We start from the raw sequence: 21,667 nt of genomic DNA, 5'->3' as shown, positions 1-21,667 counted from the left end.
TCGACCCCGACAGGAAGGGCGCATGACACGAGCAGCCGTAGTCATGATATCCGTCCTCGTGGTCCTCGCCCTGGCAGGCGTTGCCGGGGCTGCGGTGTACCCGAACGGCGGAACCGATCTCACGCAGACTCCCGCTCCAGAAGCGGGGAATGTAACGGCCACCGCCGGGAACCTGACGAACGCCGGGTCGCCCTACGCGGCGGGGTACCTGAACAACACCTCGATCACCCGGCTTGCCGGGGAGAACGAGACGGTTAACGTGAGTCTCGAGCCCGTGGCCGAAGGTTTCGTCGCGCCGCTGATGCTGACGGACGCCGGCGACGGCACGGGCAGGCTCTTTGTCGTCGACCAGGTCGGCACGGTCTCGATCATCGATGCAAACGGCACCCTCGTTGAGGAGCCGTTCCTGGACGTCCGCGACCGCATGGTCAACCTCACCCCGTCCTACGACGAGCGCGGGCTCCTTTCGATTGCCTTCCACCCCGAGTTTGGGGAGAACGGGCGGGTCTTTGCGTTCTACACCGCGCCCCTCCGCGAGGAGGCGCCTGATGACTGGGACAGCACGAACCGCCTCTCCGCGTTCGAGGTCGACCCCACGAACCCCGACCGGGTCAACACGACCTCCGAGGAGATCCTGATCGAGATCGACAAGCCGCAGTCCAACCACAACGGCGGGAGCATCGCGTTTGGTCCCCGTGACGGCTACCTCTACGTGCCGCTCGGGGACGGCGGCGCGGCGAACGACAACGGTACCGGCCACACCCCGGAGATCGGGAACGCCCAGGATCTGACAAACATCTACGGCAGCGTGCTCCGGATCGACGTGGACAACGTCACCGCGGAGAACGTGACGGAGCCGCCGGAGAACGCCACCTGGACGACGGCGGCGGGATCGCTCTACGGGATCCCGGCGGACAACCCGTTCGTCGCGAACGAAAGCATCCCGCCCGAGATCTACGCCTACGGTCTCCGGAACCCGGCGTACATCACGTTCGACGCCGAAGGCAACCTCTTTGTGGCGGATGCCGGCCAGAACCTCTTTGAGGAAGTCTCGCTTGTGGTGAACGGCGGCAACTACGGGTGGCGCCTCCGGGAGGGAACCCTCTGCTTCGATCCGGAGAACCCCGAAACACCCCCGGCGACCTGCCCGGCAAACGGCTCCTCCGGCGAACCCCTGATCGGCCCCGTCATCGAGGGCGGCCATGACCTGGGTGTTGTCTTCGTCGGTGGCCGGGTCTACAACGGGACGGCGCTCCCGGACCTTGCGGGACGCTACGTCTTCGGCTACTGGAGCACCGGCTTCGACGTCGCGAACGCCACCCTGCTCGTCGCGACGCCCCCGGCGGAGTGGAACGCAACGGCCTTCCCGGACTCTGCAGAGAACCTCACGCCCGAAGACGTTGCGATGTGGAGCCTGCAGAGGCTCAACGTGACCGGGACGCCCGCGGGAACCCTGGACGCCTACCTCCTGGGGTTCGGTGAGGGTGGAGAGTCGGAACTCTACGCGCTCACGTCCGAAGACGCGGGCCCGGATGCCGCCAACGCGACCGGGACGGTCTGGAAGATCGTCCCGGCGAACGTGACGGAGACGCCGACTCCGACAGCAAACGTGACGGTGGTTCCGGGTGCGGGTGTGACCACAACCCCGACCGCGACCGGGAATGTGACCGTAACGCCGACTGAAAACGTTACGGCGGTTCCGACTGCGAACGTGACCACGACACCTGCCGTGACCACGAACGTGACCGCAACCCCGACTGGAAACGCTACGCCGGCCGCGGCCGGGAACGTTACCGTGGGGGTTGCTGCCGAAGCCCTTGCCTTCAACACGTCCACCATCACCGTCCCGGCGGGAGCGAACGTGACGATGGTCTTCGATAACCAGGATACGGGTATCCCGCACAACGTCGCGTTCTACACCGATTCTTCCGCGGCCGATGCAATCTTCGTCGGCGAGATCATCGACGGCCCGGACCAGGTGACTTACACCTTCACGGCGCCGGAGGAGCCCGGAACCTATTACTTCCGGTGCGACGTCCACCCCTCGATGGACGGGGAGTTCGTTGTTGAGTAGAGGCCCCCTCCCTTTTTAGAGTGCACCGGGAGATCGCTCTGGCGCCGGCCGGGACAACCTTTATGCCTCCCGGTCTCCTGGAGGGGGACTCATGGCACGAACAACCACAGGCACGGCACCCGTCGCGGGGGTGCTGGCGTGACCCCGGAAGCGGCCCGCGCCGTCGCGAGGGTGACCGTCGCAATCGCGGCCGAGAACTTCGGCTTCAGCACGGAGATAATAACGGTCCCTGCAGGCGCGGAGGTGACGATCGAGTTCGACAACCGGGATGACGGGGTTCCGCACAACGTCGCGGTCTACACGGATTCTTCCGCGGCTGAAGCGATCTTTGTCGGCGAGATTGTCACGGGCCCGGTTCGGACCACTTACACCTTCACGGCGCCCGAGACCCCGGGAAACTACTTCTTCCGGTGCGACGTCCACCCCGCGATGCACGGGGCGTTCATCGTGGCGTAGGGGGCCCCGCCGGCAACCTTCGGGTTCGCGGCGTTCGCACCCGGTTCCAGAACGTCGGAGCCGGGCGCGGGGTCCCTCTTCAACGTCGTCTGGATGCAGAAGGACCTCTAGAGGAGGGCACCCGCGATGATCGCCGCGGCATAAACGAGCAGCGATGCGTGCATGAGCGGGAGCGCCCGCATCGCCGCGTCCGCGCTCTTCCCACTGAGGATGAGGTAGTTTGCGGCCCCGAGGAGGATGAGCCCCATCGCGAACCCGGCAATGGCGATCGGCCCGAGCGCGAGGCCGAAGACGAGCGCCATACCCGCGTGAATGGCCGAGAAGCCGAGAACCCAGGCGCCTGCACTTCTCATGCCGTAGAGAACCGGAGTCGGGTCCTCCGGAGCCGACCCGGTCAGACCGAAGGTCAGACTCGGGATCGTCGCCATCCCCCGGGCGCGGTCGTTTTCGATATCGGCGATGTCGTTTGCCCCGAGGTGCGCGAGCGTCCAGGGGTAGAAGAAGAGGAAGAAGAGGAGAGCGGTCGTGTCCGGATTCCCGTACACCAGGTAGCCGGCGACGGGGAAGAGGGCGAAATCCGTCCGCCCGACGATCTGGGCGATGGGGATCTTCTGATCCCGCTTCTTGGCCTGGTAGAAGTACTCGGCCAGGTACGAGTAGCCCATGATCCCGAGGACGTAGAGGTTGTGGGGAGCGGGGAGGGTCGCGGCGAGGGCGGCCGCGAGGCCGGCGAGGAGGAGGAAGAGGGCGTTGGCCGCCCGGGGGGAGAGTTTTCCCGCCGGTATCGGTCGCTCGCCGAACGGCCGCCAGTAGCGAGTGAGCGAACCGTTGACGTCCCTCCTGTCGTACTCCCGGTCGACGTAATCGTTCAGGACGAGCCCGGCTTCGAACCCGAGGAGGCCGATCAGCGCTGCCCGGCCGACGAGTTCCCACGAGAACCCGCCGTAGTTGGCGAACGCGAGCGCCAGCCCCGAGCAGAAGAGCAGGGGCCAGACGAAGAAGAAATGAGCCCGGGTCAGGTCGGCGAGCGCCGCGAGGGTCTCTCTCATGATGGCAGGATCATGGGTTCTACGCCAGCGCTCAAAAAATGTTGCAGCAGGGTTAAGTCTGCAGCCGGTGCATTCCACGATCATGAAGACCTACCGCTGCTCGATATGCGGGCATATCTACGACGAAAAGGCCGGCGATCAGGACGCCCCGGCGGGAACCGCGTTTGAAGGCCTCCCCGAAGACTGGCGCTGCCCGGTCTGCCTTGCCGAGAAGAGCAGGTTTTCCGTCTTCGCCTCCCCTCTCGCACGGCTCGGGCTCTGAACCGTCCCGTGCTGCTGCCCGCCACTCTCCTGCCGGGCGGGCTCTCCTGTCCACCTCTTTTTCCGGGTATTTGTACGAATCCGAACTCATTTCGGGTGGGACCCATCACTCCCGAACACCTTATCGAATATACAGGGAACAGGAGACCATGAAGATGAAAAACACAGGACATGAGATGACAAAGAAGAGTTCTCCCCGGATACGGAGTCGGAATTCCCGCTCAGGGGAGTTTTGAGATGAGCAGCGGCGCTTCGATCCGCGGTGTCCGGGACCCGGAGGCGATCCAGGAGTTCATCCGTCGCATCTCCGGCCCGGTTCCGGAGCGGCAGGAAGACCGGCGGCGGTCCGGGTAGCCCGGGCCGGGCCCGTACTCCCGGAGGGTTTTGGTTTTTGCTATGAACCGAACACCTCTCTCGTTTTCAGGGCAAAACCGAACAGAATGCGGGGAGGGTACATGCTTCCCGAACGACACACAGGATAAGTGGCGGCAGAATCCGACAGGAGACAAAAAGATGAAGCCACAGGAATCAGCCCCGCAGAGGGGGGGAGAACCCGGGCAGGTGTTCGCCGTGATCGCGCGCATCGACATGGATGGTGGTTGTCAGGCAGCCTCTGGCCCGAAGATCCTCCGGATCGTCTCCCGGGAGGAGGGAGCCGGTCCGGCATCGCACCGTGCCGCCCGAAATCCCGGAGGTGGTCCGGTGTAGCCGTTCGCTGAAGTTTAGCATTCTCCCGGGTTCTCACTCGGGTTGGGGGGAGGATGGAATAATCATGGTAGAGCCTCACTCCGTACACGTACCGGATCAACAACGTCGGATAAGCATATCCCTTTCTTTTTCTTATCGCAAAACCCCTGTGGGGTCCAGCCCCACGTTTTGTGCGGCAGACAGAATCCCGGTAATTCGTTAAAATGTTTGAGACGGTCCTCAAGAGGTCCAAACTATCGACTTCCTTTCGAAGCCTGATGGTTTCTCATGTTCTGGCCCTTCGGGCCATCGCACTTCGCGTTCTTCGCGGCTTCACGTGAAGCCGCATCGACCGATCTCGGATGTCATAATTGGTGAAGGCCGCTGCTCGTCCGGGACCCGGTTGCTTTTCGGTTTATTCATCTCTTCCGAAATCTCTCCGGGGAATCCCCGGTTTTCCGAAAAGTGTTCGGCTCTGGTTGATTACGGCCGAATTGGATACCCGTTTTGTGAGAGAATGCAACTGACCGATTTGTTTCCGAACGAACGCGCCCGGGTTGTTGCGATCGAAGGCGGACAGTGTCTCTGCCAGCATCTCGCGCTGCGCGGGCTTGCCGGGGGGTGCATCCTCACAGCACTCTCCGGCCGATTTGGCCCGGTTGTCGTCAGGATCGGCGGCGAGACACTTGTTCTCGGCCGGGGAATGGCACAGAAAATTCAGGTACAGAAGGTGTAATTTCGTGAAAAGATTGTCCGAACTGGAATATGGCGAATCCGGCGTTGTCCGGGAGATCCGTGCCTCGCAGCACGAACTCAACTGCCTTGGGATCAGGATGAAAAAACAGGTGAAGATGATCACCCGCCAGCCCATCAAAGGGCCCGTTGTCGTCGTCGTCGACGATATGGAAGTGGCCATGGGTCTGGATACCGCCGAAGGGGTTGTCATCGAGACCGGGGAACACGAGGGGTCTTGAGCATGGCGGATACGTCCAGGACCGTGCTGATGATGGGCAACCCGAACGTCGGGAAGAGCGCTCTCTTCAACAGGCTCACCGGGGGGGATGCGGTCGTCTCCAACTACCCGGGAACGACGGTCGACTACACGAAAGGCGTTCTCATCGAGAACGGGCAGGAATACGAGGTCATCGATGCGCCGGGAACATACTCCCTTGAGGCACGGGATGCCGCCGAAGACGTGGCCGTCCGGCTGATCTCGGAGAACCCGGGTGCAACGGTTCTGGTCGTCCTCGATGCGACCCGGGTCGAGCGGGGCCTCTATCTGGCTCTGGAAGTGATCGAACGGGGATGTCCGGTGATCATCGCGCTGAACATGATCGATGCCGCACGCGAACGGCAGATCACGGTCGACACCCGCGTGCTCCAGAGGATCCTCGGCGTGCCGGTGGTACCAACATCGGCCGTCAGCGGCGAAGGCGCCCGGGATCTTGCGGGGATGCTGCGCAAGGCGCAGAAGGTTGATATTGAGACCGTGCGGGCCCGGGCAGACGGACAGTTCGATACGCCGGAACAGTCCGGCGGATGTACCGGGTGCGGGGGGTGCTAGGATGGCGCTTCCCGTGCAGGAACGGTGGGACCTTGTCGATATAATTGCCCGTAAAACAGTGGCCGCCGGAGCATACCGGCAGAACCTCGGCGACGTTCTCGGCGACCTCACCGTCAGGCCGCTCACCGGCATACCCGTCGCGTTCGCCGTGCTCTACGCGTTCTGGAGCATCTTCTCCTCGTTTGCGGGCGCCCTCGTCACGGATGGGTTCATGGTCAAGGTCTTCGACAGCCACTGGCTCCCGTGGCTCCAGGGGGCCTGGTCCGACCCGGCGAGCATCCACTACTTCCTCTTCGTCGGCGACCCGCTGGCTGAAAATTGTTTCGAAGCGTTCGGGATGCTCACGTCGGGTCTCTTCGTCGCGATCGGGGTGGTTCTGCCGGCTATCATCATCTTCTACCTGATGATGACGGTCCTTGAGGACTCCGGCTACCTCCCGCGCCTCGCCGTCCTGATGGATACCGTCTTCCACCGGATCGGGCTGCATGGCTACGCCATCGTCCCGGTGATCCTCGGGCTCGGGTGCAACACCCCGGCGGTGACGGCGACCCGCGTTCTGGAGACGAGAAAACAGCGGTTCATCATGATGACCCTGCTTGCCATATTCATCCCCTGCGGCGCCCAGCTCGGCGTGATGCTCGAGGTCATCCCCGATGCGGTAGGGTGGGTCATGCTCTTCCTGCTTATCGGGTTCGGGATCTTCGGGTTTATCCTCGACCGGATCATCCCCGGCAGCAACCCCGAGATCCTCATCGACGTCCCGCCCTACCACTGGCCGCTGTGGGAGAACGTCACGAAAAAACTCATGAACCGGACGAAGAGTTTCCTCAAAGATGCGGTTCCGTTCGTCCTCTTCGGGGTACTGGTCGTCAACGTTCTCTATCTGGCCGGGATCATCGGTGCACTTGCCGATCTCTTCGAACCGCTCTTCGTCACCTGGTTCGGGGTGCCGAAGGAGACGGTGGGGCCGCTCGTTGCGGCCTTCCTCCGGAAAGACCTCGCGGTCGCCCAGCTCTCCGCCATTGCCATGACGCCGTACCAGATGATCACCGCCGTGGTGCTCGTCTCCATCTACTTCCCCTGCGTGGCCACCTTCGTGGTGATGCTGCGGGAGGGGTGGAAGGAACTTGCCGCGGCGGTTGCAGTGCTCGTGGCGACGGTCTTCATCTACGGCGGACTGATCCATGCCGTCGGCATCCTCATGGGGGTTGCATAAATGAACCGGAATTCCAGTATGTTTACACTCTACACCGGGCTGCTCGGCCTCGTTACGCTTGCGTTCGGCCTCGCCGACATCCTCGTCTGGGCCGGGGCGAGTCCCGGCTTTTCAATCGGCATTCTTGAGATCGCCGGCGGCGACTTCTTCCGCTGGGCATGGGGAGGCGCCATTCTGGTCTTCGGCGGCCTGTTCATGCTCGGCAGCCTGAGGGGCCGTGGAACCATGGAACAGTTCGGGAAGATAGTGCTCGGTGCGGCCATGATCTGGATCATTGCCGGCACCGATATCTTCGCCCGGCTCTGCGAGAGCATTCCCGCCGGCGAGGAGGCGCCGGAGTTCTTCAACTCGGTTGCCGGGTTCGTCGGCGGGTTTGCCCCACCCTACTCGCCGGCGATCCTCCTCCTGCCGTTTACGCTGGGGATCGTCTACTTCCTCTTCAACGGGAGGTTCGATGAGATATGAGGAGAGAAGGATTCATTGTGTTGATTGCCGCCCTGATGCTCTGCCAGGGCGCTCTTGCCCACATGCCCGGCGCCGATCCGGCGCCCGAGGCGGATCTCGGTCCGATTGTTGTTCTGGATAACGGTGTCCCGGTGGAGATCGGCATCGACGATATTGCGGCATATCATGGTGGGCTGGAAGGAAAAGAGCCCGATGCCTGCATCTGCTGCGTCTGCATGTACAGGGTCCTGCTGGCCGGTATTAGCGAGGTTTGGGGCGATGAAATCCCCGAACGGTCCGATATAGGAGTGCAGAGCCGCCTGGTTTCGGACGGAGCTCTCCATACCGCCTGGTACGTGACCGGCATCGGCCCCGGGATGGACGCCGGTTCCGCCGGTCGGTTGACGCTGGTTGCCCCCAACGGGTCTGCACTGACCGACTATTCAACACAGGCGAGGATGGGGATTGCAAAGAATCGGTGCCTTGGCGACTACCGGTTTGAAGTAACCCGGCTTTCCACGGGTGAGTCCGCGACGCTCACGCTCTGCGAGGACCTCTTTCCGGAAGGCTTCTTCGAGCTGCGCAGGGCGGTGAACGTTGATAAGACTGCGACTGAGGCCCAGAGTGCCGAATTCCTGGAGAAGTGGTCTTTTCTCAGGGCCGATCTCCTGCAGAAACCGGACTACGAGTTGTTCAACGAGATCGAGCCGCCTGAAGAGGAGGAACCGGATGTCCTGGGCGGCGGGGTATTTCTGGCCCTGCTCTGCATAACGGGTGCAGGTATCGTGCTGATGGGGAAGAAGCGCAGGTAGTGTGCATGGATACCCTGGATGAGACGGTCCACAGGATCGCCGCCTCTTTTTAACGCAACAATTCCGAAAGGGACCGGATCGAAAGCCGGGTGGAGATGACCCGGCAGAGGAATCTCGGCCTGTGTCCTGACGAAATGCACTGAAACCAGATTACGTTTCGTCAAACTGATGGAACGCTGATATATGGGTTCGTCCCAAAAGATCATATATCGTTTGCCGTATGAAACATATGTGCCGTATGAGACACCGGGGATGTGTGGGAAACCTCAGCAGGAGGGTCGAGGACTACCTGGAGGCCATCCTCAACGTCACGCTTGAGAAAGGGTATGCCCGCACCAAGGACGTGGCGTGCGAACTGGATATCGGCCCGTCGACGGTTGTGGAGATGTTCCAGAAACTCGACGGTATGGGTCTTGTCGAGTACCGGCGCTATGAAGGAGTGGTTCTGAAGCCTGCAGGGCGCGAGGTTGCCGAAGTCATCAAATTCCGTCACGATACTTTAAAGGAATTCCTGATGGCCATCAACGTCCCGGAGAAGGTTGCCAATTCCGATGCCTGTTACATGGAGCACGAACTCCACCCGGAGACGATACAGCAGATCCGGCTGCTGGTGGAGGCACTTCAATCAGATTCCGGGATCTGCGAACGTATCCGGCGGAAAACGCCCGCGCGGGAGAAACAGTCTGCATGACCCCCGTTCTCGCCGCGATCGCGGTCTGCCTCCTTGCAAACGCCGTCTCGTTCCTTGCATATTACCGCGACAAACGATCGGCGAAACGATCGGCGTGGAGAACCCCGGAGAAGACGCTCCTTGCTATCGCCCTTGTCGGGCCGTTCGGCGCCTATGCCGCGATGCGTGCCTTCCGGCACAAGACCCAGAAGACAGCGTTCAAGCTCGTCCCTGTTTTCCTCTGCCTGCACCTCGTGCTTGCCGCCGCGCTTGTTACGGGTCTTGTGTGACCCTAAATCAACGACTAAGGATTTACATGAGGGCAAAGGTATAATCACTCAGTTATCTCACCATATCGTATGACGTATGAGTACGGGCCGCTCTCCCGCCCGCTCGGGGAGACCCTCGCGGCGCTGCAGGAAGGGCTCATGCGCGAGTACCGTCTGGAGTACCTCCCCGCTCACCGGCGTTCGGCCCGCCGATCGCGGCGGCTCCGGCGGATACGGGGGTGGTGCAGGGAGATTGGCCGCCTGGTGGAGCAGGCCGCCTGTGTGGCAGAGCGCACCCTTCCCCGTATCGAGCGGGAGATCGGGCATGCCTTCCGCGGCCCGGACGGGCTTGCCCGGGTTCTGATGGCCCCTTCTACAAAACGGCTCTTTTCGGATATCCTCTCCGGGTTCCCTGAAGACGCGCTCCCGATCCGTGCAAACGACCTGGCAATGTTCGGGAGTTTCGCCGACGATTCCCACGCCCTTGCTCTCATCGGCGACGTCACCCTGCGGCTGAAGGTCCTCCCCGGCGAAGACGTCGGGGCGGCAGGCCTTGCCGCTCTCTGCGACCGGTGGAGCCTCCACGAGAGCCGGATCGGTTCCGGGTTCCGCCGCTCTCCGGACGGCGAGACCCTCGAGCAGGAGAAGGAGACCCTTGCCCGGGCGGTTCTCGGCCTCATCTACGTCGAAGGGGGCGTCGATGCGTTGCGGGCCGTGGTGCCGCTCCTCGCGCACGGCCGGAATGGGTAGGGACCGGAAAAAGGCTATATACCCGCTCCTCCCATGCCGCAACGGGAGACTCTTTCATGGATACCCGTGCCCTCCGAGATTTCATCCGGCTCGGCCGGTTCCCCTTCCTCCTCTCGGGCTTTGTCCCGTTCACCGCCGGGGGGCTCCTCGCGTTTCTCCTCGGGGCGCGGTTCACCCCGGCCCAGTTCCTCATCGGTTACGCGGCGATGGCGGCGGCGCACCTCTCCGTTCACTACAGCAACGACTACTTCGACGCCGACGCCGACCGGTTCGTCGAGACGACGCCGATATCCGGGGGGAGCGGCGTCCTCGCCGCCAACCCCGGCCTGAAACCCGCCGCGCTCTTCTCGGCCGTCGCCCTGATGGCGGTCTCGATCCTGATCGGATACTTCTTCGTGACCGTCTATGGCTACCCGGTCGTCTTCCTCGTCTTCGGTATAGCAGGGAACCTGCTGGGCTGGTTCTACACGGCGCCGCCGCTTGCGTTTGCCTACCACAAACTCGGCGAGATCACGAACATGATCACCTTTGGCCTCCTGATGCCGGGGGCGGGATATTTCGTCGCGATGGGAACGCTTGATGCCGCCTTCTTCGCCTTCGCCGTTCCGCTCTGCCTTTACGGGCTCGTCTTCATCACGAGCGTCGAGATCCCGGATCGGGAAGGCGACATCGCCGGGGGCAAGCGGACGCTCGTCGTGAGGAGGGGCCGCGTCTTCGGCTTTGCGCTCATCGCACTCGCGGCATCCCTCGCGACCGCGGCGCTCACCGCCTTCGCCCTCACCGATTTCTTCGCGCCCGTGGACTTTTGGCCGGTGGCACTCATATCCTTCATCCCGCTTGGGATTGCTCTTTTGGGGTTCTTGAACCGGTGTGCGGAACGGGCGTGTGCCCTTCCCTTCGCAGTCGCGAATATCGTGGGTTACTTCCTCTTCCAGGGGCTTGTCGTCGTCTACTTCGCCCTCGTGGCCGTTACGGGCTGACCGGGCCGCCCGCGTAGGAGAGCACCGGTTCGACGGGGACGTACCTCCTGACGACGACGTTGTCGGCGTAGAAGTGGTGCGGATCGCCGGAGTACCACGCCGAAGACCCGATCAGGGCAAAAGAATCAAAGACCGTATCGTTTTCGACCGGTGATCCGTCGGAAAACCGCATGGGTGCGCTACCCAGGTACTCGCCGTCCATCCAGGCATGTTCGGTGGCGTTCGGCGTGTCCAGAACGACCCTGATGCGGTACCAGGTATCTGTTCCGGCAGGAGCGTCGGCGGAGAAGTTCCGGTGGACACCGTCATAGTGCTGCACGGACCCGTTCCTGAGGTGAAGGGCGTAGAGCCGGTTGGTCCCGTTCCAGGCCTGGATGTAGCCCGAACCGCACCACCGCCCGAACTCACTGACCCGGAAGTCCCCCTCGATGACGATCGGGCCCGCGGAGATATTCACGGTACAGACCCTTCTGTCGTTGAACTCCGGGAGATCCGGTTTGGAGACGTTGATATCCCCGGCGTATGCACCGTCGCGGACGATGCCGGACTGAACCTCGGCGCTCGAACCGCAGGATGACCACCGCGAGAGGTTGCCGCGCTCGTAGTCCTCGAAGAAGAGGAAGACCGCGTCGGGATCGCCGGCGTCCCGGGCCTCCGGGTTGCTATAAAGCATCGTGATCGCCGTCGCGTTCGCCGGGAGGGCGAGCCAGACGCGGGCATGGGAGCCGGCGGTCGCGTTCTCGATCCAGTAGGGGATAGGCGTCCCGTCTCTCTCCGTAAAGCGAATGTCGGCGAAATCCGGCCGCATTCCGGGGAGGTAGGTTGCGTTGAAGGGGACCGCAAGATAATCGACGTCGGAGGGGTTGTCGACCGACACCGTCCGGTGGTGGGCGAAGACCCCGGCGGTATCGCCGCCCAACCAGTAGTGCGGGATCACGTCCGCGAGTGTATCAGTAACGGTGCCGGCGGCGTGCGGGATCTCCGCAGCCGCCCCGGAACCGGCCGCGAGGAGCAGCACGGCGCCCCCTCCGATAAGAACGATCCAGATGGCATCCATGGTAATCCGCCCCCCGTGGGAACCCGCTCCTATATCCAACTAGCGGCTGCCGCACCCCAACGCTGATGCTTCGTGGAAGAGCACGGTACACCGGTTAATGCCGTGAACGAGACCATCGCGATCATCGGGGGAGGTCCCGCCGGGCTCTTCTGCGCCCTGCAGGCGGCAGGAGCCGGGGGGGACGTCGTCCTCTTCGAGAAAAAGCCCGCGCCGGGCAAAAAGCTCCTCATTGCCGGGTCGGGGCAGTGCAATCTCACCCACGACGGTGAGATCGGCGATTTCCTCTCTCATTACGGTGACCACGGGGCGTTCCTCCGGCCCGCGCTCATGAACTTCACGAACCGGGATCTCATCGCGTTTTTTGCCGACCGCGGCCTTCGGATGGAAACCGAGCCCCGGGGTAAGGTCTTCCCGGAGACCCGGACGTCCGCCGACGTCCTCGCCGTCCTCCTCACGGAGTGCGCCGCTCGCGGGGTGGAGATACGGTGCAACGACCCTGTCCTTGCCGTCGAACGCGACGGCGACGGGTTCATCGTCCGGACGGCGAAGGCGGCCGTCCGGGCCGGCGTCCTCGTCCTCGCCACCGGCGGGGCCTCCTACCCTGCCACCGGCTCGACCGGTGACGGCTACGCCTTCGCCCGGGCGCTCGGGCAGCCGACAACGGAGGTCGCCCCGGCGCTTGCCCCGGTCTACGTCGAGGACTACCCGTTCGCCGACCTTGCCGGGATCTCCTTTCAGAACCTCACCCTCTCCGTCTACCGCGACGGTAAGCGGGTCGGGCGGCACGCCGGCGATCTCCTCTTCACGCACACCGGGCTCTCGGGCCCGGGCATCCTCGATCTCTCCCGCTCCATCCGCCCCCGCGACGAACTCCGGGTCACGTTCCTCCCCGGGGCGAGCGCGGAGGAGGTGCGAAAGCATCTCGCCGACGCGATTGCGGCGGGCGGGGCCCGGCAGGTAAAGACCGTGCTCTGCGATCTCGCCCTCCCCGAACGGTTCGTCCGGCGGCTGCTCGACCTCGCCGGGATTCCGGCGGGAGAGACCTGCGCCCAGCTCCGGAAAAATTCCCGGAACGCGCTCGCCGCATCCCTCGCGGAGTACCCGTTCCGGGTGGAGAGGCTCGGCGGGTTCAACGAAGCGATGGTGACGCGGGGCGGGGTCGCTCTCGAGGGAATCAACAAAAAAACGATGGCGTCAAAGATCGTCGAAAACCTCTACTGCATCGGCGAGACACTCGATATCGACGGCGACACCGGCGGCTATAATCTCCAGGCCGCGTTCTCCACGGCAGCACTTGCCGCAGGGCATATCGCCGGCGTTTACGCTTCCCGGTGACCTCCGGGACCCCCGGTTCTCTCAACCGTACATCATAAGATCCATCTCTCGCGGGGTGCGCGTGTGGGCCTCTTTCCTCGATCATAATCCGGCAAATCATATATCCGCCATATATATCTCTGCAAGAAAAATAGAATGCCTGATATATCTGAGGAATCATTAAAATATATTGGGAAAATAACGTGGTTTGGGGCATTCTTAACGCGATTTTCCTTCTCTCCCTCCTCATCCCTCAGGGTTACCTGATCTATGACGGGGGAGAAGGGGTTGGTGAGTTCGGCACTGTGAGCGAAGCAGAAATAGACAGGATTGTCCTCCTTTCCGAACCCCTCCCGGAGCAAACCCGGGACACCCTCATCGACCGGGTGGACAGAACGACGTTCGCCTGCGTCGACGGTTCCCCCCGCCTGTTTCCTGCGGGCCTCAACGCGACCCTTGCCTGCGGGGTAGGCGACTGCACCGATCTCGCGCTCCTCAGGGCGGAAGTTCTCTGCCGGAACGGCGTCCCCGCCCGGCCGGTTCACGGCATCATGGTCTGGGATACGGAAGCGTTCAGGACAAACGCCCTCCACGTCGAGATCCTCGGGAAGGGCGTTGCCGTCCACGACTGGGTCGAACTCGGCGACGGCCGGACAATGGGCGCGTATGAAGGAAATCCTGTGGTCCGGTGCGTGAAAATCGGGGAAGGGGTCTGTTTCCAGCCTCTCTTCGAGGCGCTGGGCTACCTCTGACGATCTTCGCCCCTCGCGCAGGAACGTTCAATACCAGGCGCGTCATATGAGCGGTATGAGCTTACTCACGGGACTCCTTGCTCTGATCCTGGTGATCGTCCTTGCGTTCGTCCTCTACAAGGCCGTGAAAAGCGTGACCGGCCTCATCATCAACGCCGTCGTGGGCGTGATCCTGCTCTGGCTGATCAACCTCCTCGACCTGATGCAACTCGTCGGCCGGCCCGACATCCCGATCAACATCATCACCGTCCTGATCTGTGCAATCGGCGGGATATTCGGTGTCATCATCACGGTGGTGCTGCACCTCCTCGGGATACCGCTGACGCTCTGAGAACTACGCAGCCGGGGCGGCAACCCCCGCGATCGTCCGGGCGAACTCCTCGATCGTCGGGCCGAACCGCCCGGCATCGACCTCGCTCTCGACCGTCACGGCCGACGAGACGAACCGCATCCCCTTTGCCTCAAGGCTTTTTCTCACGATCTCGACGGCGTTCTCCCCCCCGGAACCGCCCATCTCCGCGAGGACCGAGAAGGGTTTTCCCGCGGCGTTCTTGACCCCGGCGAGGTACTCGTTCACGTAGGGCGGAACCTTCCGCGACCAGACAGGGGTCGCGACGACCAGAAAGTCGACGTCGGAGAGATCCGTCTTCATCGGCCGGATCTCCGCCCGCATCCCGAACATCGCCATCATGGCTTTCCTGAACGTTCCCACCTCAGAGGCCGGCTCTATCGTCGCAAGCCTGCCCCCTACGCGTTTTGCAAGCGCCGTCGCCACCTTCTCCGTATGCCCCTCGCCGGAGTAGTATACGATGAGGATCATCACCATCCCTCCGGGCGGGGTAGTGCACTCATCCCATATAGAGCAGCAGGACGCGGAACCATCATATCCTTCGCGCCCACATTCTCAGGGTATGCAGGAATACGGCCCCGGCATCGTCGGCGAAGTCCGGTTTTCCCGCCAGGACGGCGGGTACTACGTAGAACTCTATGACCAGGACGGGAGTCCCGTCGGGAAGACCGGGTTCTGGATGACCGAGGCGAAGGCAAAAGAGGCGGCCCGGCGGCTCGCCGCGAAACTTGGCGGGGAGTGATGCGTCACCGCGCGTCCGGGTGCGCCTCTGCGTAGCGGACGAGGCCGGCGATGCACCGGTTTTGCGGCGTTGCGATGCCGTGGCGCTCCCCGAGGTGTGCCACGTAGCCGTTGAGGAGGTCGATCTCCGTTCGCCGGCCCAGCCGGAGGTCGTGGTACATGGAGGGGTAGACCGCGGCGAAGTCGGGCACCTGCACGCGGAAGAGGTAGTCGAGGTAGTCGTCGGCGGTCGCCCAGGGGAGCCGCACCCCTTCGGCACCGGCGACGGCGAAGGTCTCGCGAACGAGGCCGTCGACGATCTCCCGGATGTCTTTTTCTGCTGCGACCCCGACCGGGGCGCGGAGGAGAGCGCAGATCGGGTTCACCGCGATGTTGAGGAGGGCTTTCGTCCATTTGCCGGAGCGGATATCGCTGTCGCCCTCGACCGGGATCCCGGCGGAGCGGATGATCCCGATCAGCGTCCGAGGGCCTCCCCGCCCCCGCCGGACCAGACCCCGAGGTGCATCGGGGCGCTCTCGCTCAGGACCCGGACGTGCCCCGGGCCCGCGACCGAGAAGTTCGTCGTCACGGTTCCGCCGATGACGGTATCGGTGTACTCAGCGATGATCTCTTCGTTCCCGATCCCGTTCTGGAGGCTTGCCGTCGGCCTGCCCCGGATCGCCCCGGCGTACTCCTCGCAGATCGCCCGGGTGCCGGTGCCCTTCGCGGTGACGATGACGAAGTCAACCGCCGGCGGAACGTCGGCCGGCCCCGTGACCGGTACAATCCCCCCGACGGTCCCGTCTCCCCAGACGCCTTCCATCACGAGCCCCCGCTCCCGGATCGCGCCGGCATGCACCGGGCGGCAGGCAGCGTAGACCGTCGCGACCGCGGCTAGTTTTCCGGCGAGCGAGAGGCCGACCGCCCCCGCGCCGAGGATCAGGATGGTCGGGCGTTTTAGTGGTTCCATTTTTCCCGTAGCTGCTGTTGGATCTAAAAGACGATAACGGTGTACGCTACAGCCCCGAGCCCCAGGAAACCGGATGGCGAACGCTTTTCGTCCCGGGTGCCGAGTTACCCTACCGGATGAAGCATGTCACGAAGGTCGACGGCCGCCGCCAGCCGTTCGACCCGGGGAGGGTGCAGCGGACGCTCCGGAACATGGGCGTCGGCGCGGAGGATGCAGAACGGATTGCCCACGAGATCGAGGAGTCGGTGCCGGACGGAGTGAAGACCGGAACGGTCCTCCGGATGATCCGCTCCCGTGCCCGGGCAGTCCGCCCCGCCGTCGCGCACCGGACGAACCTCCGCAGAGCGCTTGGCCTTCTGCGCTCCAAACCGGACTTCGAGGAGTTCGTGCGGGTCCTCCTCCGGGAGCACGGCTACCGGGTGGAGACCGGGTGCATCCTCGCCGGACTCTGCGGGGAGCATGAAGTGGACGCCATCGCAGAGAAAGACGGCGCCACCATCTTTGTCGAGGTGAAGCACCACGCAAGCCACCACCGGGTGACCGGCCTCGACGAAGGCCGGATCGCCCGGGCTATCATCGAGGATCTCCAGGAGGGGTTCCGGTCCGGGCGCTGCACCGTCTCGATCGACGGCGCCTGATCGTCTGCAACACCAAACTCTCCGGGCATGCGAAGCGCTACGCCACCTGCCGGGGGATCGGGCATATCGGGTGGGACTACCCGGAGGAGCAGAACCTCCGGACGATGATCGAGAAGACGCAGTCCTACCCGGTCACGATCGTTACCGGGGTGAGCCGGTCGGTCTCGGCCAGGCTGGCCGCTGCCGGGTTCGTCACGGCAAAACAGGTCGCCTACGGCGACGCCGCGGCCATCGCCCGCGATGCGGGCGTCCCTCTCAAGGAGGTGCTGTTGATCGCCGGGCGGGCGCGTGCCATCCTTGAGGCGTGAGATCAGGCGAGCGCCCGGAGTTGCTCCCCGGTCGGGTTGATGAGGACGATCTCGGGCTGGCAGTTGAACCGGAGTTCCACTCCCGCAACACTCGAGGTGCAGACCCCGCGGGAGATATAGGTGGGCGTCCTCCCGTCGCCGTCGAAGAGGCCGGCAAGTTCGATGACGCCGAAGTCGTTGAGCTGTTTGACGACCGGGAAGAGGAACTGACCGCCGTGGGTGTGGCCGGCGAGGATGAGGTCGGCGTCCCAGTCCGCCCGGCACGAGGTTCGTGAACGAGGTAGACGGTGAATGCATCGGTTGCCGGGACGTCGGGCGGGTCTGCCATCCCCGCCCACCCGTCGTCGACGCCGACGATGACGATCTCCTCGTTTCCGACACTTGTGCGGACGTAATCGTTCCTGAGGACGCGCACCCCGTTCTCCTCCAGCGCTGCGGTGAGATTGTCGGCAAACGCGGTGTCGGCGGAACCGTCGTTCAAGGCGGAGACGTCGTAGGCGTCGGCGGTGACCACGGCCGACGCCCGGGTGGCGAGCGTCCTCTCGATGCCCGTCGGGCCGTCGATCCCCACCCGGTAGTCGTGGTTCCCGAGCACGGCATAGGCCGGGGCGTCGAGCGAGTTCCATACCTCCTGAGAGGCGAAGTCTTCCTCTTCGCCGGTGACGAAGTCGCCGCCGATCAGGACGAGCGAGGGGTTCAGGCGGTTGACCTCGCGGATCACCTCCCGGACGTGGTCGATGTTGGACGCCCTGACGTGGGGATCGGTGATATAGACGATGCCTTCGGGCGCCCCCTCGATATCAAGAACGGTCACCTCGACGGCACGTGCTTCCCAGGCCATGTAGCCCGTCATGGAAGGAAGCACGATAAGCAAGAATACTGCCATATGTCGCGCACCGGGTGCCTTCAGATTCACTACATTTTATTCTGATTTTCGAATATAAATACGATCCGCAGGATCGGATCCGGGCGGGTCAGCGGCTGCGAGCCGGATCGATCGGATCGCCCAGGATCTCGGAGGGTTCCGCACCGGAGGGCGGTTCGGCGAAGAACCGGACAAATCGATGTTCTTCGCCCCTCGCGACGACGATTGCGGCGAAGGCGGCGACGATCGCCCCCCCGGCGAGATCGACGATGAGATCCGACATGGTATCGGTGTTGCCGAGCTGGAGGGTCGTGCCGAAGATCTGGTCGACCGCAAACTCGTAGATCTCCCAGACGGCCCCTGCCGCCAGCGTCGACGTCAGGATGAAGACGGCGGTTGCCGGACCCGTCAGCTGGATCTCCCCCCGGCGTTCGGCGAGGAGCGCGAGAAAGAAGGCAATAAGCCCGACGGTGACCGAAGCGACGATGTGAGCAAGTTTGTCGTAGTAGGGCGCGAGGGTGACGTAATACTCCCCGACGTGTCCCATGACATGGATATAGAAGGAGACGGCGACGAGGAGGTTGATCTCCCAGGGAAGGCAGAGGCGCAGATTCCTCGTCATGAGGGACGGTGTTGTCGTCAGGAGAAACGCGAAGGTTGCCGAGATCGCGAGGAAGTACTCGCCTGCCAGGATGCTCGAGGCTGCGCTCAGGAGTATGAGACCCTGGATGATGTAGGTGAGGTAGATCCCGCGCGGGGAGTTCGGGCATGCCATGGAGACGTTGGGTGGATACTTCAGACAAATATACATAACCGCCCCGGCGGCAATCTCCGGGGATTGCGCTCAGGCTCCGTCGCGGTCAACCGGAGCGGGACCGCCGCTCGTTGCGCTTGCGGGAGAATATTTGATAACCTAGCAGTTGTATAAATTTGACACACAAAAGACCGGATACTCTGGAACATGGGGTTGATGAACTGACAGATCCTACGAAGCGCAAACCCGGGTCCAATGGAGGGGAAGCGGGGGATGAAGTTATCCGTGTGCGCCTGCCGAACAAGAGGAATCGGGAGATGTTCGGGAGCGCCGAACTGATGCTCGGGGCAAACCATATCAAGATCCGCTGCTTTGACGGGGTGACACGCACCGGGCGGATCAAGGGCAAGATCAAGAAGAAAGTCTGGATCCGGGAAGGAGACGTTCTGGTGATCGTCCCCTGGAGTTTCCAGGACGAGAAGTGCGATATCGTCTACCGATACACGAAACCCCAGGTAGAGTGGCTCCGGAAGAACCGGTATCTCTGATATCTTTTTTATCCGTAGCCTATTGCCCGCCGGAAAATCGGGCAGCGGCCGCAGAAGTGCTGTATCGGGTTCAAAAAAAAGATTAGATGTCGCGAATCTTGATCCTGTACTCTTTTATGACGAGTTTACTGACGTCGGTCCGTTCGTATTTACCATCAATGGCGGTCTTATCCATCCCGACCGAGGTGCCGGTCAGGTAGTTCTCCCATGCCGTCGAGTAGTCGCCCGACGAGCCGCCCGTATACTCTACCGTCACGTTGTCTCCGGGCCAAACCGGTATCGACTGCGTACTCGAATCTTCCAGGCTCATCCTCACCGTTGTCATCCCGGACTTCGCCATATACGTGTCGGTGGTGATGTTCATGACGTAGATGACGAACGTCTTTGTAGAGTCGTCGTAGAACCATCGCGGTTCGGCAAGCATCGCCGACCCCGCCGCCCAATCCTGGCGTATCATCACCGCGCCGTTCTCGAGGGTGATCACCCCGGTGCCCCGGTCGGAGCGGTAGGTCAGGGCGCCCAGGTAGTAGTCCTGCTGGAAATCGGCAGTCCCGTTCGTGACGTTGATGTAGCCGCCGTAATCGCTGGCGTTGATCACCTCGAACGTCCCGCCGCTCACCTGGAGCGCCGTCTCCTTGTAGGGCACGTTCTTGAAGCAGAGGCTCTTCATGTCGTTCTGGATGACGATCATCGCCCGCTCCATGTTTCTTACGTCGGTGTTGCTCTGCTCCTTGACGAGCACCGGGTAGCCGTAGAGCGTGACGAGCCCGATGCCGCTGATAACGATCCCGAGGATCAGGACGAACCCGATCGCCTCCGATACCGCCTTCTCATTTATCTTCATGAAGATTCGCCTCCCCTAAAACCCTCTATAGTCATACTGGATCATGTTCCATCCCGCGCCGGTGGTGTTGCCGGTCACGCCCTTCGTCGCTCCGATGCCGGCGATGGCGATCTTGCTCTGGATGCCGCCGCCCTGCACCTGGATCTCCTGGCTCGCCCGGCTCGGCCCCGTCATGCCCACGTCCACGAAATAGTCCGCCCCGGCCACATCGTCGGGGATGTCGAACTTCGTCTCGATCGTCCCGTTGCCGGGCGCGATCACGTAGAGGTCGACGATCCGGGTGCTGACCCCGTTCCCGATGTCTATGAAGGCGTGGTAGCGGAGATTGTTCGCCGGCCCCTCCATGAAGACGGCGTTGACGGTGAAGATCATGACGACCATCAGCAGGAGGAGCATGCCGCTGACGATGACGTACTCCATCAGCCTCGTGACGCCCTCTTCGTTCACCGGTTCAGTAATACACGGTCTCATCGTACTTCGTCACCCCGTTGTGGTAGTGGATGTGTATCGGGCAGAGCGTGCGCCCGGAGATCTCCTCTGGTGTAGTGTTCCAGAAGTGCACCACGGCGTTCTTCCGCTCAAGGGATATCCTGACGATATCGTCCACGTAATGCTGCTGTTCCAGAGGGGTGAGTCCCTCCTCATAACTGTCATAATAGTCGAATATCGCCAATCGCAGGTCACGGATATCGTTCTTCGGGAACTCGAGCACCCCTTCCGCGGTCGTCTGCCCGACGAGTGCCGACTGGTTGATGATCAGCGCGAGGAAGAACAACCCCACGGCGACGAGAAGCCCCATCAGGACGATCCACTGGCCGTCTTCGTTCATGCACGCCATAAGAGCACCTCCACGAGGACGGCTTGGGGGCGATCTTCGATGCTTACCCCTGGTAAAACCGCAGGTCTCCCTGAGAGTTGGACCCACCGCGTCACCCGCACGGCGGATTCCCTTCCCGTCCAGGAACCGTCATCCGGTGTTGCAACGAGCTGATATTCTTTGATATCATCTCCGGAGCGATAGGTGACGTTTGCGCTCATGTGCAGGTCATCAGTATCACCAGCCATCATGTTGCAGTAGTCCAGGAACATGTCCTCAAAACCGGTACTATTATCATCGTTGACGAAAGTCTCCAGATCACTCTTTGTTCCGTTAGTGTCCGGCGTATCCATCATCGCGAGCACGTCGCTCCCGAGCTGCTCGAGCTGCATATCCGTGATGTGGGTATCTCCGGGGGTGTAGACGCTCGTCGTGCTGATGACGATGTACGCGGTGAGGAGCATGATGATCCCGGCCGCGACACCCTCCATCGTGTAGA

Annotated in this window: 32 protein-coding genes; 20 read left to right on the top strand and 12 right to left on the bottom strand. The window is 62.7% G+C overall.

Features of this window, described 5'->3' with window-relative positions:
* Positions 1-22: 22 nt before the first annotated feature.
* Both EI28_RS04180 and EI28_RS04175 read left to right on the top strand, forming a co-directional pair.
* Positions 23-2,074 (top strand): PQQ-dependent sugar dehydrogenase, encoded by a 2,052-nt coding sequence (locus EI28_RS04180; protein ID WP_231476580.1) that lies wholly within the window; start codon positions 23-25, stop codon positions 2,072-2,074.
* Between the two features lie 138 nt (positions 2,075-2,212).
* Positions 2,213-2,530: a cupredoxin domain-containing protein gene (locus tag EI28_RS04175; protein WP_082223077.1), complete on the top strand. Its 318-nt coding sequence runs from the start codon at positions 2,213-2,215 to the stop codon at positions 2,528-2,530.
* Between the two features lie 107 nt (positions 2,531-2,637).
* Here EI28_RS04175 and EI28_RS04170 read toward each other — a convergent pair whose 3' ends face one another.
* Positions 2,638-3,579 carry a UbiA family prenyltransferase gene (locus EI28_RS04170; RefSeq protein WP_048112914.1) on the bottom strand — a complete coding sequence of 314 codons (942 nt, stop codon included), beginning with the start codon at positions 3,577-3,579 and terminating at the stop codon, positions 2,638-2,640.
* A gap of 82 nt (positions 3,580-3,661) precedes the next feature.
* Between EI28_RS04170 and EI28_RS04165 the strand changes: the two genes are divergently transcribed.
* Positions 3,662-3,841, top strand: coding sequence for a rubredoxin (locus EI28_RS04165; protein WP_048112912.1), 180 nt, complete (start codon positions 3,662-3,664; stop codon positions 3,839-3,841).
* 527 nt (positions 3,842-4,368) lie between these two features.
* On the opposite strand, the gene EI28_RS13945 is transcribed toward EI28_RS04165, so the two are convergent.
* Positions 4,369-4,569 carry a hypothetical protein gene (locus tag EI28_RS13945; RefSeq protein ID WP_155937242.1) on the bottom strand — a complete coding sequence of 67 codons (201 nt, stop codon included), beginning with the start codon at positions 4,567-4,569 and terminating at the stop codon, positions 4,369-4,371.
* Positions 4,570-5,044: 475 nt separating this feature from the next.
* Here EI28_RS13945 and EI28_RS04160 point away from each other — a divergent pair, with 475 nt between their 5' ends.
* From EI28_RS04160 to EI28_RS04115, 10 genes are all read left to right on the top strand, one after another.
* Positions 5,045-5,263 (top strand): ferrous iron transport protein A, encoded by a 219-nt coding sequence (locus EI28_RS04160; RefSeq protein ID WP_048112910.1) that lies wholly within the window; start codon positions 5,045-5,047, stop codon positions 5,261-5,263.
* A 4-nt stretch (positions 5,264-5,267) separates the two neighbouring features.
* A complete protein-coding gene (locus EI28_RS04155; RefSeq protein ID WP_048112908.1) occupies positions 5,268-5,501 on the top strand; it encodes a FeoA family protein in 234 nt (77 codons plus the stop codon).
* Between the two features lie 2 nt (positions 5,502-5,503).
* Positions 5,504-6,091 carry a FeoB small GTPase domain-containing protein gene (locus EI28_RS04150; protein ID WP_048112906.1) on the top strand — a complete coding sequence of 196 codons (588 nt, stop codon included), beginning with the start codon at positions 5,504-5,506 and terminating at the stop codon, positions 6,089-6,091.
* A gap of 1 nt (position 6,092) precedes the next feature.
* Entirely contained in the window at positions 6,093-7,307 is a 1,215-nt protein-coding gene (locus tag EI28_RS04145) for a nucleoside recognition domain-containing protein (protein ID WP_052379660.1), read from the top strand.
* Positions 7,308-7,325: 18 nt separating this feature from the next.
* Positions 7,326-7,772 (top strand): hypothetical protein, encoded by a 447-nt coding sequence (locus EI28_RS04140; protein WP_231476579.1) that lies wholly within the window; start codon positions 7,326-7,328, stop codon positions 7,770-7,772.
* Positions 7,769-8,563 carry a hypothetical protein gene (locus EI28_RS04135; protein WP_048112902.1) on the top strand — a complete coding sequence of 265 codons (795 nt, stop codon included), beginning with the start codon at positions 7,769-7,771 and terminating at the stop codon, positions 8,561-8,563. The genes EI28_RS04140 and EI28_RS04135 overlap by 4 nt, the downstream gene beginning before the upstream one ends.
* A gap of 238 nt (positions 8,564-8,801) precedes the next feature.
* The gene (locus EI28_RS04130; RefSeq protein ID WP_231476578.1) at positions 8,802-9,254 is read left to right on the top strand and encodes a metal-dependent transcriptional regulator; all 453 of its coding nucleotides are present in this window, start codon (positions 8,802-8,804) and stop codon (positions 9,252-9,254) included.
* Positions 9,251-9,523 (top strand): DUF1294 domain-containing protein, encoded by a 273-nt coding sequence (locus tag EI28_RS04125; RefSeq protein ID WP_048112897.1) that lies wholly within the window; start codon positions 9,251-9,253, stop codon positions 9,521-9,523. Before EI28_RS04130 ends, EI28_RS04125 begins: the two co-directional genes overlap by 4 nt.
* 69 nt (positions 9,524-9,592) lie before the next feature.
* On the top strand, positions 9,593-10,252 hold the full coding sequence (locus tag EI28_RS04120) for a hypothetical protein (protein ID WP_048112894.1): 660 nt from the start codon (positions 9,593-9,595) through the stop codon (positions 10,250-10,252).
* A 56-nt stretch (positions 10,253-10,308) separates the two neighbouring features.
* A complete protein-coding gene (locus EI28_RS04115; protein ID WP_048112892.1) occupies positions 10,309-11,232 on the top strand; it encodes a prenyltransferase in 924 nt (307 codons plus the stop codon).
* Here the strand turns inward: EI28_RS04115 and EI28_RS04110 are convergent.
* Positions 11,222-12,289 carry a DUF2341 domain-containing protein gene (locus tag EI28_RS04110; RefSeq protein WP_048112891.1) on the bottom strand — a complete coding sequence of 356 codons (1,068 nt, stop codon included), beginning with the start codon at positions 12,287-12,289 and terminating at the stop codon, positions 11,222-11,224. The two genes, EI28_RS04115 and EI28_RS04110, sit on opposite strands and share 11 nt — an antisense overlap.
* Before the next feature lie 102 nt (positions 12,290-12,391).
* On the opposite strand from EI28_RS04110, the gene EI28_RS04105 reads away from it, so the two are divergent.
* From EI28_RS04105 to EI28_RS04095, 3 genes are all read left to right on the top strand, one after another.
* Positions 12,392-13,624 carry an NAD(P)/FAD-dependent oxidoreductase gene (locus tag EI28_RS04105; protein ID WP_048112890.1) on the top strand — a complete coding sequence of 411 codons (1,233 nt, stop codon included), beginning with the start codon at positions 12,392-12,394 and terminating at the stop codon, positions 13,622-13,624.
* 284 nt (positions 13,625-13,908) lie between these two features.
* The gene (locus EI28_RS04100) at positions 13,909-14,355 is read left to right on the top strand and encodes a transglutaminase-like domain-containing protein (protein WP_231476577.1); all 447 of its coding nucleotides are present in this window, start codon (positions 13,909-13,911) and stop codon (positions 14,353-14,355) included.
* 55 nt (positions 14,356-14,410) lie between these two features.
* A complete protein-coding gene (locus EI28_RS04095; protein ID WP_048112888.1) occupies positions 14,411-14,686 on the top strand; it encodes a pro-sigmaK processing inhibitor BofA family protein in 276 nt (91 codons plus the stop codon).
* A gap of 3 nt (positions 14,687-14,689) precedes the next feature.
* On the opposite strand, the gene EI28_RS04090 is transcribed toward EI28_RS04095, so the two are convergent.
* The gene (locus tag EI28_RS04090; RefSeq protein WP_048112968.1) at positions 14,690-15,175 is read right to left on the bottom strand and encodes a flavodoxin; all 486 of its coding nucleotides are present in this window, start codon (positions 15,173-15,175) and stop codon (positions 14,690-14,692) included.
* Between the two features lie 91 nt (positions 15,176-15,266).
* Here EI28_RS04090 and EI28_RS04085 point away from each other — a divergent pair, with 91 nt between their 5' ends.
* Positions 15,267-15,446, top strand: a complete 180-nt coding sequence (locus tag EI28_RS04085; protein ID WP_048112886.1) for a hypothetical protein — start codon at positions 15,267-15,269, stop codon at positions 15,444-15,446.
* 4 nt (positions 15,447-15,450) lie between these two features.
* Here EI28_RS04085 and EI28_RS14710 read toward each other — a convergent pair whose 3' ends face one another.
* Positions 15,451-15,810: a ketopantoate reductase family protein gene (locus EI28_RS14710; protein WP_231476576.1), complete on the bottom strand. Its 360-nt coding sequence runs from the start codon at positions 15,808-15,810 to the stop codon at positions 15,451-15,453.
* Positions 15,811-15,899: 89 nt separating this feature from the next.
* Positions 15,900-16,394, bottom strand: coding sequence for a ketopantoate reductase family protein (locus tag EI28_RS14705; RefSeq protein ID WP_231476575.1), 495 nt, complete (start codon positions 16,392-16,394; stop codon positions 15,900-15,902).
* 116 nt (positions 16,395-16,510) lie between these two features.
* On the opposite strand from EI28_RS14705, the gene EI28_RS14700 reads away from it, so the two are divergent.
* Positions 16,511-17,032: an ATP cone domain-containing protein gene (locus EI28_RS14700; protein WP_048112885.1), complete on the top strand. Its 522-nt coding sequence runs from the start codon at positions 16,511-16,513 to the stop codon at positions 17,030-17,032.
* Between the two features lie 104 nt (positions 17,033-17,136).
* Positions 17,137-17,340, top strand: a complete 204-nt coding sequence (locus tag EI28_RS14695; protein WP_048112883.1) for a hypothetical protein — start codon at positions 17,137-17,139, stop codon at positions 17,338-17,340.
* Here the strand turns inward: EI28_RS14695 and EI28_RS04065 are convergent.
* Positions 17,288-18,226, bottom strand: coding sequence for a metallophosphoesterase (locus tag EI28_RS04065; RefSeq protein WP_231476574.1), 939 nt, complete (start codon positions 18,224-18,226; stop codon positions 17,288-17,290). The genes EI28_RS14695 and EI28_RS04065 overlap by 53 nt on opposite strands.
* Positions 18,227-18,314: 88 nt before the next feature.
* Positions 18,315-18,980: a hypothetical protein gene (locus EI28_RS04060; RefSeq protein ID WP_048112881.1), complete on the bottom strand. Its 666-nt coding sequence runs from the start codon at positions 18,978-18,980 to the stop codon at positions 18,315-18,317.
* A 155-nt stretch (positions 18,981-19,135) separates the two neighbouring features.
* Between EI28_RS04060 and eif1A the strand changes: the two genes are divergently transcribed.
* Positions 19,136-19,507, top strand: a complete 372-nt coding sequence (gene eif1A, locus EI28_RS04055) for a translation initiation factor eIF-1A (protein WP_369792244.1) — start codon at positions 19,136-19,138, stop codon at positions 19,505-19,507.
* Positions 19,508-19,589: 82 nt separating this feature from the next.
* Here eif1A and EI28_RS04050 read toward each other — a convergent pair whose 3' ends face one another.
* From EI28_RS04050 to EI28_RS14360, 4 genes are all read right to left on the bottom strand, one after another.
* Positions 19,590-20,351 carry a hypothetical protein gene (locus EI28_RS04050; protein WP_048112877.1) on the bottom strand — a complete coding sequence of 254 codons (762 nt, stop codon included), beginning with the start codon at positions 20,349-20,351 and terminating at the stop codon, positions 19,590-19,592.
* 15 nt (positions 20,352-20,366) lie between these two features.
* Entirely contained in the window at positions 20,367-20,822 is a 456-nt protein-coding gene (locus EI28_RS04045; RefSeq protein WP_048112875.1) for a hypothetical protein, read from the bottom strand.
* Positions 20,803-21,189, bottom strand: coding sequence for a hypothetical protein (locus tag EI28_RS04040; RefSeq protein WP_048112873.1), 387 nt, complete (start codon positions 21,187-21,189; stop codon positions 20,803-20,805). Before EI28_RS04040 ends, EI28_RS04045 begins: the two co-directional genes overlap by 20 nt.
* The coding region (locus EI28_RS14360) for a hypothetical protein (protein ID WP_048112871.1) at positions 21,177-21,667 on the bottom strand (491 nt) is incomplete at its 5' end. The genes EI28_RS04040 and EI28_RS14360, both read right to left, overlap by 13 nt.

Source organism: Methanoculleus sp. MH98A (assembly GCF_000691865.1).
GTDB lineage: Archaea > Halobacteriota > Methanomicrobia > Methanomicrobiales > Methanoculleaceae > Methanoculleus.
The sequence above is the reverse complement of the archived record's forward strand: the minus strand, read 5'-3'. Positions and strand labels throughout refer to the sequence as shown.